General features: G+C 60.3%; 9 protein-coding genes and 3 tRNA genes. All 12 read left to right on the plus strand.

The features are described from left to right. Positions 1–151: 151 nt before the first annotated feature. The 12 genes from truA (at position 152) to ACRESD_RS07280 (ending at position 9716) form a co-directional block, all read left to right on the plus strand. The gene (gene truA / locus ACRESD_RS07225; RefSeq protein ID WP_431750304.1) at positions 152–976 is read left to right on the plus strand and encodes a tRNA pseudouridine(38-40) synthase TruA; all 825 of its coding nucleotides are present in this window, start codon (positions 152–154) and stop codon (positions 974–976) included. Between the two features lie 63 nt (positions 977–1039). Next, a complete protein-coding gene (locus ACRESD_RS07230; RefSeq protein WP_431750299.1) occupies positions 1040–1672 on the plus strand; it encodes a phosphoribosylanthranilate isomerase in 633 nt (210 codons plus the stop codon). Between the two features lie 245 nt (positions 1673–1917). After that, a complete protein-coding gene (gene accD / locus ACRESD_RS07235; RefSeq protein WP_431750300.1) occupies positions 1918–2838 on the plus strand; it encodes an acetyl-CoA carboxylase, carboxyltransferase subunit beta in 921 nt (306 codons plus the stop codon). Continuing rightward, complete coding sequence (gene folC / locus ACRESD_RS07240) at positions 2835–4142, plus strand: bifunctional tetrahydrofolate synthase/dihydrofolate synthase (RefSeq protein WP_431750301.1); 1308 nt, start codon at positions 2835–2837, stop codon at positions 4140–4142. The genes accD and folC overlap by 4 nt, the downstream gene beginning before the upstream one ends. Beyond that, positions 4126–4803, plus strand: a complete 678-nt coding sequence (locus tag ACRESD_RS07245; RefSeq protein ID WP_431750302.1) for an SPOR domain-containing protein — start codon at positions 4126–4128, stop codon at positions 4801–4803. The genes folC and ACRESD_RS07245 overlap by 17 nt, the downstream gene beginning before the upstream one ends. A 259-nt stretch (positions 4804–5062) precedes the next feature. Then, positions 5063–5620 carry a CvpA family protein gene (locus tag ACRESD_RS07250; protein ID WP_028617112.1) on the plus strand — a complete coding sequence of 186 codons (558 nt, stop codon included), beginning with the start codon at positions 5063–5065 and terminating at the stop codon, positions 5618–5620. Between the two features lie 41 nt (positions 5621–5661). Further along, the gene (gene purF / locus ACRESD_RS07255) at positions 5662–7167 is read left to right on the plus strand and encodes an amidophosphoribosyltransferase (protein ID WP_058426877.1); all 1506 of its coding nucleotides are present in this window, start codon (positions 5662–5664) and stop codon (positions 7165–7167) included. A gap of 65 nt (positions 7168–7232) precedes the next feature. Continuing rightward, the gene (locus ACRESD_RS07260) at positions 7233–8444 is read left to right on the plus strand and encodes an O-succinylhomoserine sulfhydrylase (protein ID WP_016976635.1); all 1212 of its coding nucleotides are present in this window, start codon (positions 7233–7235) and stop codon (positions 8442–8444) included. 11 nt (positions 8445–8455) lie between these two features. Continuing rightward, the gene (locus tag ACRESD_RS07265; RefSeq protein ID WP_431750303.1) at positions 8456–9220 is read left to right on the plus strand and encodes an SDR family oxidoreductase; all 765 of its coding nucleotides are present in this window, start codon (positions 8456–8458) and stop codon (positions 9218–9220) included. 107 nt (positions 9221–9327) lie between these two features. Then, positions 9328–9403: transfer RNA gene (locus tag ACRESD_RS07270), tRNA-Val, on the plus strand. A gap of 55 nt (positions 9404–9458) precedes the next feature. After that, a tRNA-Asp gene (locus tag ACRESD_RS07275) sits at positions 9459–9535 on the plus strand. 104 nt (positions 9536–9639) lie between these two features. Beyond that, positions 9640–9716, plus strand: a tRNA-Asp gene (locus tag ACRESD_RS07280). Positions 9717–9933 lie beyond the last annotated feature (217 nt).

Here is a 9933-nt window from a genome sequence, read left to right on the forward strand (position 1 = left end):
CCGCTATCGGGAGCAAGCCCCCTCCCACATTTGGGGCGCGTCAATCCGAAACAAAAGCGCCCATCATGCTTCACCGCCTTTATAATGTTCGCCTTTGCGCAACTCATCAGGCTCTCAGTTCTTGGCAAATATAGATAACGCGGCCGCCGAAATGGCGGCCGCAGGCTTTTACCGCATCGCCCTGGGCGTGGAATACAAAGGTTCGCGCTATCGTGGCTGGCAACGTCAGGCCTCTGGCGTGCTGACCGTGCAGGAAACCCTGGAAAACGCCTTGTCGAAGGTTGCGGACTCACCCGTGTCGCTGATGTGCGCCGGGCGCACCGATGCCGGCGTGCACGCTTGTGGCCAGGTGGTGCACTTTGACACCCAGGCCGAACGTTCGATGAAGGCCTGGGTCATGGGTGCCAATATCAACTTGCCCCATGACGTGAGCGTCAGTTGGGCGAAGGTCATGCCAGCGCACTTCCATGCACGTTTCAAGGCTATCGCCCGACGCTATCGTTATGTGATCTACAACGATCAGATCCGTCCGGCGCACCTTAACGAAGAAATTACCTGGAATCACCGTCCGCTGGATGCCGAGCGTATGGCTGAGGCTGCGCAGTATCTGGTGGGTGTGCATGACTTCAGCGCCTTCCGGGCCGGGCAGTGCCAGGCCAAGTCGCCGATCAAGGAAGTTCACCATCTGCGTGTGACCCGTCACGGCAAGATGATTGTGCTGGATATCCGTGCCGGTGCCTTCCTGCACCATATGGTGCGCAATATTGCCGGCGTATTGATGACTATCGGCGCTGGCGAACGTCCGGTGGAGTGGGCCAAGGAAGTACTGGAAAGCCGCATTCGTCGTACGGGCGGTGTCACGGCGCATCCGTTCGGCCTGTACTTGGTGGATGTGGAGTACCGCGACGAGTTCGAGCTGCCGGAACGTTTCATCGGGCCGCACTTCCTCACAGGCTTCAGTGAACTTGGCGGCTGACGCCTGGAAAAGCTTTTGTTACCATCCGGGACTTTCTCGGTCTAACCCTGAGGTTTCCACGACATGTCAGCCGTTCGCAGCAAGATTTGCGGGATTACCCGCATAGAAGACGCGCTGGCGGCAGTCGAGGCGGGGGCTGATGCCATTGGTTTCGTGTTTTACGCCAAGAGTCCAAGGGCTGTGAATGTGTTGCAGGCGCGGGCGATCATCGCTGCGCTGCCGCCTTTCGTGACCACTGTGGGGCTGTTCGTCAACGCCAGCCGTTGCGAACTCAACGAAACCCTGGATGCCGTGCAGCTGGATATGCTTCAGTTTCACGGCGACGAAAGCCCCGATGAGTGCGAAAGCTACCAGCGCCCGTATATCAAGGCGCTGCGTGTCAAGGCCGGGGATGACATCACTGCTGCGTGTGCCGCCTACACTGGCGCCCGTGGAATTTTGCTGGATACCTATGTGGAAGGCGTACCGGGTGGTACGGGCGAGGCGTTCGACTGGACGCTGATTCCCGAGGGGTTGAGCAAGCCGATCATCCTGGCTGGCGGGCTCAATCCCGCGAACGTTGGCGCAGCCATCGAGCAGGTGCGCCCTTATGCGGTGGATGTCAGCGGTGGGGTAGAGCAGGGCAAGGGCATCAAGGACCATCACAAGATTCGCGCATTCATGCAAGCCGTGCGCAACAGCAGTGGTGTGATGTGACGGCTGGCAGTCTGCCGCCGTCCATAACTACCACTGTGTAAAACAGCACCGGCGCCCCCTGCGGGAGGCCCGGAAATGAAGTGGCAACCCTGCACTGGCAGGTTGTCTGGAAGGCTGAGGATACATGCGGGAAAAGGCCGGTCGAACGTCTGACCCCGTCCAGCGTGTGTCATCGCCACATATGAATTTAGCTCAAGGGCATACGCGGGGCTGTGTTCAAGCCACCGGTACTGGAGAAAGAAAGCATGAGCAACTGGTTAGTAGACAAACTGATCCCTTCGATCATGCGTTCCGAGGTGAAGAAAAGCTCGGTTCCTGAAGGTCTGTGGCACAAGTGCCCATCCTGCGACGCGGTGCTGTATCGCCCGGAGCTGGAAAAGACCCTGGACGTTTGCCCCAAGTGCAACCACCACATGCGTATCGGCGCTCGCGCCCGTATCGACATTTTCCTCGACGCTGATGGCCGTAACGAGCTGGGTGCAGACCTGGAGCCGGTGGACCGTCTGAAATTCCGCGACAGCAAGAAGTACAAGGACCGCCTGGTCGGCGCGCAGAAGCAGACCGGCGAGAAAGACGCGCTGATCTCTGTCAGCGGCAAGCTGCTGGGCATGCCGGTGGTGGTGTCGGCGTTTGAGTTCTCCTTCATGGGCGGCTCCATGGGTGCCATCGTCGGTGAGCGCTTCGTGCGTGCCGCCAACTACGCCCTGGAAAACCGTTGCCCAATGATCTGCTTCGCCGCCTCCGGTGGTGCGCGTATGCAGGAGGCCCTGATCTCTCTGATGCAAATGGCCAAGACCTCTGCGGTACTGGCGCGCCTGCGTGAAGAGGGTATCCCGTTCATTTCCGTACTGACCGACCCGGTCTACGGCGGCGTGTCCGCCAGCCTGGCGATGCTGGGCGATGTGATCGTCGGTGAGCCAAAGGCCCTGATCGGCTTCGCCGGCCCGCGTGTGATCGAGCAGACTGTTCGCGAAAAACTGCCGGAAGGTTTCCAGCGCAGCGAGTTCCTGCTGGAGCACGGTGCAATCGACCTGATTATTCCGCGTGGTGAGTTGCGTCCACGTCTGGGCAGCCTGCTGGCGCAAATGATGGGTCTGCCGACACCTGAGTACGTTGCACCTAAGCTCGAGCCTATCGTTGTTCCGCCGGTGCCAGCAAACCTATGACCCAACGTACCCTTGGCGAATGGCTCGCCTACCTTGAGCAGTTGCATCCATCAGCCATCGACATGGGCCTGGAGCGCTCGCAGCAGGTAGCGGCTCGCCTTGGGTTGGGTCGGCCGGCACCGCGTGTCATCACGGTGACCGGCACCAATGGCAAAGGCTCTACCTGTGCCTTTGTTGCGGCGCTGCTGCAAGCCCAAGGGCTGAAGGTCGGCGTGTACAACTCGCCGCACTTGCTGCGTTACAACGAGCGGGTGCAACTCAATGGCGTCGAAGCCACTGATGAGCAGCTCTGCGAAGCCTTCGCCGCCCTGGACGCAGGGCGAGGCGAGATTTCCCTGACTTATTTCGAGATGGGCACCCTGGCGGCGTTCTGGCTGTTCGAGCGTGCGCAACTGGATGTGGTCGTTCTGGAAGTAGGCCTGGGCGGGCGTCTGGATACAGTCAACGTGGTGGATGCCGACTTGGCGCTGGTGACCAGCATTGGCGTGGATCACGCCGATTATCTTGGCAATACCCGTGAGTCTGTGGCGTTTGAAAAGGCCGGGATCTTCCGTCAGGGCAAACCTGCACTGTGTGGAGATCTGGACCCGCCGCACACCTTGCTGGACAAGGTGCGCGAGCTGGATTGTCCGTTTTTCCTGCGTGGGCGTGAGTTCAATCTTGAGATTGGCGCTGGTCATTGGCAGTGGCGTGGGCGTGATGCGCGTGGTCAGCTCGTCGAACTGCGCGACCTGCCACTGCTGAACCTGCCGATGGAAAACGCTGCACTTGCCCTGCAGGCCTATCTGTTGCTGGATCTGCCATGGGATGCCGAGCAAATCGCTGCGACGTTGCTGGCAACCCGTGTCGTGGGGCGTCTGGATCGCCGTGTATTCGAATGGGAGGGCAAGCGCCTGAACCTGCTGCTGGATGTTGGGCACAACCCGCATGCAGCTGAATACCTGGCTCAGCGCCTGTCGCGTAACCCGCCGGCTGGTCGTCGCTTGGCGGTGTTCGGGCTGCTGGCCGATAAGGATCTGGATGGCGTGGTTGCGCTCTTGTTGGGTTGCGTCCAGGCTTGGGCGGTAGCGCCGCTGGATACGTCGCGCAGTCGTCCGGCTGCCGAGTTGGAGTTGGCGCTGCAGAACCTTGGCGCGTCGGTGGCGTCGTATGCAAGTGTCACTGCCGCGCTTGAGGCGCAGTGTGCGGTGGCGACGACCGAGGATGAAATTCTGTTGTTCGGATCATTTTATTGTGTTGCCGAGGCACTTGAGTGGTTGGCCCGGCGCTCCACGGAGGAAGCTGCACATGGCATTACTGGATAGCGCATACAAGCAGCGAATGGTTGGAGCCCTGGTGTTGGTAGCGTTGGCGGTGATTTTTCTGCCGATGCTGTTTTCCCGTCAGGACGAACAGCGCCAGGTGATTGTCGAGGCGCCCGCCGCGCCCCAGGCACCGGTGATGCCGCAAGTTCAAGTCGAGCCGGTGGTGGTGCCTGAGCCACAGGTGTTGCCTGCAGAGCCCGTACCGAGCGATGGCGAGGTGGCGACGCAACAGGCTCCGACCATGCCGGTGCAGCCTAGCGTGCCCGTGCCTGTGCCTGTGGCCAAGCCGGCCCCGGCTCCTGCGGCCCCGGTTGTGGCGGCCAAGCCTGCTGCGCCGGCCCCTGCGCCAAAGCCGGTCGCGCCGCAACCTGCCGCGCCAGGCAAACCGGATGTGGGCCAGAGCCGTATCGACCCGAATGGCCTGCCGATCAGTTGGTCGATCCAGCTCGCCAGCCTGGCTAACCGCGAAAGTGCTGACGCGTTGCAGAAAAAGCTGCGTGCCCAGGGGTACAACGCTTATATCCGCAGTGCCGACGGCAAGAACCGCGTATTTATCGGGCCGCTGATCGAGCGCGCTGAAGCAGATCGCCTGCGCGACTTGCTGGGGCGTCAGCAGAATCTCAATGGGTTTGTGGTGCGATTCCAGCCCGAGCGCGGTTAATACCGCCAGTCTCTGGTTGGAGTGCAAGCCAAAAATGTGGGAGCTGGCTTGCCTGTGATGGCTGTGGGTCAGTCAACAGTGATGTTGAGTGTGCCGGCCCTATCGCAGGCAAGCCAGCTCCCACATTTGTTCTGGGGTGCGCTTGAAGTTGGATTTGCTCACCACAACCCATTGATTTGCAAGGCACCCGTAATCACAGCTTACCGATAGCCCAGCGCTCTGCTAAAATGCGCCGCCTTATCCGTACGTAGGCTGAACTGTGCCATTTACCTGGGTTGATTGGGCGATCGTTGCAATCGTCGCCATCTCCGCTTTGATCAGTCTAAGCCGCGGCTTCGTCAAAGAAGCACTGTCGTTGCTGACCTGGATCATCGCAGGAGTCGTAGCCTGGATGTTCGGTGGTTCACTGTCGGTCTACCTGGCCGGATACATCGAGACACCTTCGGCTCGCGTCATCGCGGGCTGCGCCATCATGTTCATCGCCACGCTGCTGGTGGGGGCAATGGTCAATTATCTTATTGGCGAGTTGATACGTGTCACCGGCCTCTCCGGGACCGATCGATTTCTCGGCATGGCCTTCGGTGCCGCGCGTGGCGCGTTGCTGGTGGTCGTGGCGGTCGGGCTTTTGAGCCTGGGGCCGGTACAGCAGGATTCGTGGTGGCAGGAGTCGGTACTCGTGCCAAAATTTCTATTGGTTGCGGATTGGTCCAAGAACCTCATTCTGGGGTGGAGCAGTCAGTGGCTGGCCAGCGGAATCAGCGTACCCGCTGATATTCCGTTCAAGGAACACCTCTTGCCGGCCAAAACGCCTCAGTAAGTTGTGTTCAGTCAAGATTCATTAAGTAGGGGTTGCGTCGCATGTGTGGCATCGTCGGTATCGTCGGTAAGTCGAACGTCAATCAGGCGCTGTATGACGCGCTAACCGTCCTCCAGCACCGCGGCCAGGACGCTGCCGGTATTGTGACCAGCCACGACGGCCGGTTATTCCTGCGCAAGGACAATGGCCTGGTGCGTGACGTGTTCCATCAGCGTCACATGCAACGCCTCGTCGGGCACATGGGCATTGGCCATGTGCGTTACCCGACTGCCGGTAGCTCGACTTCGGCCGAAGCTCAACCGTTCTACGTCAACTCGCCTTACGGCATCACCCTGGCGCACAACGGTAACCTGACCAACGTTGAGCAATTGGCCAAGGAGATCTACGAGTCTGACCTGCGTCACGTCAACACCAGCTCCGACTCGGAAGTGCTGCTCAACGTGTTCGCCCACGAGCTGGCCCAGCGCGGCAAGCTGCAGCCGACCGAAGAAGATGTGTTCGCTGCCGTCACCGACGTGCACAACCGTTGCGTCGGCGGTTACGCCGTCGTAGCCATGGTTACCGGTTATGGCATTGTCGGTTTCCGTGACCCGCATGGCATCCGTCCTATCGTGTTCGGCCAGCGTCATACCGACGAAGGCGTCGAGTACATGATCGCTTCCGAAAGCGTGTCCCTGGACGTGCTGGGCTTCACCCTGATCCGCGACCTTGCGCCGGGCGAAGCGGTGTACATCACCGAAGACGGCAAGCTGCACACTCGCCAGTGTGCGGTGGCCCCGAAACTCACCCCGTGCATCTTCGAACACGTCTACCTGGCGCGTCCGGATTCGATCATCGACGGCGTTTCGGTGTACAAGGCACGTCTGCGCATGGGCGAGAAGCTGGCCGAGAAAATCCTGCGCGAGCGTCCTGAGCACGACATCGACGTGGTCATCCCGATTCCGGACACCAGCCGTACCGCCGCGCTGGAATTGGCCAACCACCTGGGCGTCAAGTTCCGCGAAGGCTTCGTGAAGAACCGCTACATCGGTCGTACCTTCATCATGCCGGGCCAGGCGGCGCGCAAGAAGTCGGTGCGCCAGAAGCTCAATGCCATCGAGCTGGAATTCCGCGGCAAGAACGTGATGCTGGTGGATGACTCCATCGTACGTGGCACCACCTGCAAGCAGATCATCCAAATGGCCCGCGAAGCCGGTGCGAAGAACGTGTACTTCTGTTCTGCTGCGCCAGCGGTGCGTTACCCGAACGTGTACGGTATCGACATGCCGAGCGCCCATGAGCTGATCGCTCACAACCGTTCGACCCAGGACGTTGCCGACCTGATCGGTGCCGATTGGCTGATCTACCAGGACCTGCCGGACCTGATCGAAGCGGTTGGCGGTGGCAAGATCAAGATCGAGCAGTTCGACTGCGCCGTGTTCGACGGCAAGTACGTGACCGGGGATGTCGACGAGGCCTACCTGAACAAGATCGAGCAGGCGCGCAACGACTCGTCGAAGATCAAGACCCAGGCGGTCAGCGCGATCATCGATCTGTACAACAACTGAGTAAATACCGGCCCTGAGGGGCCGGTTTTGTATCTTAAATAAAGAATTGAGTAAGGAGTCGCAGCATGAGTCAGGAATGGGATGCCGGTCGGTTGGACAGCGACCTCGATGGCGTAGCTTTCGATACCCTGGCTGTGCGTGCCGGCCAACACCGTACGCCGGAAGGTGAGCACGGTGATCCGATGTTCTTCACCTCCAGCTATGTGTTCCGCACTGCTGCTGATGCCGCTGCACGCTTCGCCGGCGAAGTGCCCGGCAACGTGTATTCGCGCTATACCAACCCGACGGTGCGTGCGTTCGAAGAGCGTATCGCGGCCCTGGAAGGTGCAGAGCAGGCGGTGGCCACGGCGACTGGCATGGCTGCCATTCTGGCGGTGGTGATGAGCCTGTGCAGTGCGGGTGATCACGTATTGGTGTCGCGCAGTGTGTTTGGGTCGACCATCAGCCTGTTCGAAAAATACTTCAAGCGCTTCGGTATCGAAGTGGATTACGTACCTCTGGCGGACCTTTCCGGTTGGGATGCGGCGATCAAGGCCAACACCAAGTTGCTGTTCGTCGAATCGCCCTCTAATCCACTGGCCGAGTTGGTGGATATCGCTGCGTTGTCCGAAGTGGCTCACGCCAAGGGCGCCATGCTGGTGGTCGACAACTGCTTCTGCACGCCGGCGCTGCAGCAGCCGTTGAAGCTGGGGGCGGACATTGTTGTGCACTCGGCGACCAAGTTCATCGACGGCCAGGGCCGCTGCATGGGTGGTGTGGTGGCTGGCCGCAGCGAGCAGATGAAGGAGGTTGTCGGTTTCCTGCGTACGGCTGGTCCGACTTTGAGCCCGTTCAACGCCTGGATTTTCCTCAAGGGCCTGGAAACCCTCAACCTGCGGATGAAGGCTCATTGCGCCAACGCCCAGGCCTTGGCCGAATGGCTGGAGCAGCAGGACGGTATTGAGAAGGTGCATTACGCCGGCCTCAAGAGCCACCCGCAACATGAGTTGGCCCAGCGCCAGCAGCGTGGTTTCGGTGCCGTGGTGAGTTTCGAAGTGAAGGGTGGCAAAGAGGGCGCCTGGCGCTTTATCGATGCGACGCGGTTGATCTCCATCACCGCGAACCTGGGTGACAGCAAGACCACCATTACTCATCCGAGCACCACGTCCCACGGTCGTCTGGCACCACAAGAGCGTGAGGCGGCGGGTATCCGTGACAGCCTGATCCGCATTGCGGTGGGTCTGGAAGACGTCGCCGACCTGCAAGCTGACTTGGCCCGTGGGCTGGCGGCCTTGTGATCGAGTGGTCCATGGACGCTGCAGTGGCTAGCAACGGGCGTGTTGCGCTGGTGACTGGTGCGGCTCGCGGAATTGGCCTTGGGATCGCCGCCTGGCTGATCAGTGAAGGCTGGCAGGTGGTGTTGACCGACCTGGATCGCGAGCGTGGTTCCAGGGTGTCCAAGGTGCTGGGTGAAAACGCCTGGTTTATTGCCATGGACGTCGCTGACGAGAAACAGGTCGCCCAGTGCGTCGCCGAGGTATTGGGGCAGTTTGGTCGCCTGGATGCGTTGGTGTGCAATGCGGCGGTCGCCGACCCGCGCAATATCACGCTGGAGAGCCTGGACCTGGCGTATTGGAATCGTGTGTTGGCGGTCAACCTCAGCGGGCCGATGTTGTTGGCCAAGCATTGTGCGCCGTACCTGCGTGCCCATGGGGGTGCCATCGTCAACCTGGCATCGACCCGGGCGCGTCAATCGGAGCCGGACACTGAAGCCTATGCGGCGAGCAAGGGCGGCCTGCTGGCGCTGACTCACGCGTTGGCGATGAGTCTTGGGCCGGAGGTGCGGGTCAATGCCGTCAGCCCAGGCTGGATCGACGCGCGTGATCCTGCTGCACGGCGTGCGGAGCCCCTCACCGATGCCGACCATGCCCAGCATCCGGCGGGTCGAGTCGGCACCGTGGAGGATGTCGCTGCGATGGTCGCGTGGTTGCTGTCGCGTCAGGCGGGGTTCGTTACTGGGCAGGAGTTTGTTGTCGACGGCGGCATGAGCAAGAAGATGATTTATAGCGAGTAGGGGAGATGGCTGCCTTGAAGTAATTTTGTCTTTTTTAGAAAAACTTCAAGCGGGCTATTGACTTAGGTCCGATACCTGCGTAAATTTCGCGGCCTCAACGAAGCAAAGGGTGATTAGCTCAGCTGGGAGAGCATCTGCCTTACAAGCAGAGGGTCGGCGGTTCGATCCCGTCATCACCCACCACTTCTTGAGAGTTTTGCTTTAGGGCAAGACGCAACGTTAAAGGTTGCACCGACGCGCAGCGGTAGTTCAGTCGGTTAGAATACCGGCCTGTCACGCCGGGGGTCGCGGGTTCGAGTCCCGTCCGCTGCGCCATATTTTCCAGGTCCGATATGTCGAGCTTGAGATCGAACAGCCAAGGCTGATTGGTCAGATGTTTAAAGACGGTTGAGGTTTTGCCTCGGCTGGTCAAGCGATACGCAGCGGTAGTTCAGTCGGTTAGAATACCGGCCTGTCACGCCGGGGGTCGCGGGTTCGAGTCCCGTCCGCTGCGCCATATCTGCTTCAAGGCCCACTGAACGCCTTGGTGCACAAAGCAAGCCTCAGGCTGCTTTGATCCGATAGCAAAGACCCTGGTCGAAAGACCGGGGTTTTTTGTTTCTGCGATTTGGTATGTGATGGCGGGCTTGTGTGGGAGCTGGCTTGCCTGCGATGACGGTGCATCAGCCAATATAGGTTGGCCAGCAGTCCGCTATCGCAGGCAAGCCAGCTCC

The sequence above is a fragment of the Pseudomonas sp. genome, assembly GCF_050739995.1.
Taxonomy (GTDB): domain Bacteria; phylum Pseudomonadota; class Gammaproteobacteria; order Pseudomonadales; family Pseudomonadaceae; genus Aquipseudomonas.

Excerpts from the sequence above, each read along its gene's own strand:
- truA (WP_431750304.1), top strand. The coding sequence starts at position 152 with ATGGCGGCCGCAGGCTTTTACCGCATCGCCCTGGGCGTGGAATACAAA.
- ACRESD_RS07230 (WP_431750299.1), top strand. The coding sequence starts at position 1,040 with ATGTCAGCCGTTCGCAGCAAGATTTGCGGGATTACCCGCATAGAAGAC.
- accD (WP_431750300.1), top strand. The coding sequence starts at position 1,918 with ATGAGCAACTGGTTAGTAGACAAACTGATCCCTTCGATCATGCGTTCC.
- folC (WP_431750301.1), top strand. The coding sequence starts at position 2,835 with ATGACCCAACGTACCCTTGGCGAATGGCTCGCCTACCTTGAGCAGTTG.
- ACRESD_RS07245 (WP_431750302.1), top strand. The coding sequence starts at position 4,126 with ATGGCATTACTGGATAGCGCATACAAGCAGCGAATGGTTGGAGCCCTG.
- purF (WP_058426877.1), top strand. The coding sequence starts at position 5,662 with ATGTGTGGCATCGTCGGTATCGTCGGTAAGTCGAACGTCAATCAGGCG.
- ACRESD_RS07260 (WP_016976635.1), top strand. The coding sequence starts at position 7,233 with ATGAGTCAGGAATGGGATGCCGGTCGGTTGGACAGCGACCTCGATGGC.
- ACRESD_RS07265 (WP_431750303.1), top strand. The coding sequence starts at position 8,456 with ATGGACGCTGCAGTGGCTAGCAACGGGCGTGTTGCGCTGGTGACTGGT.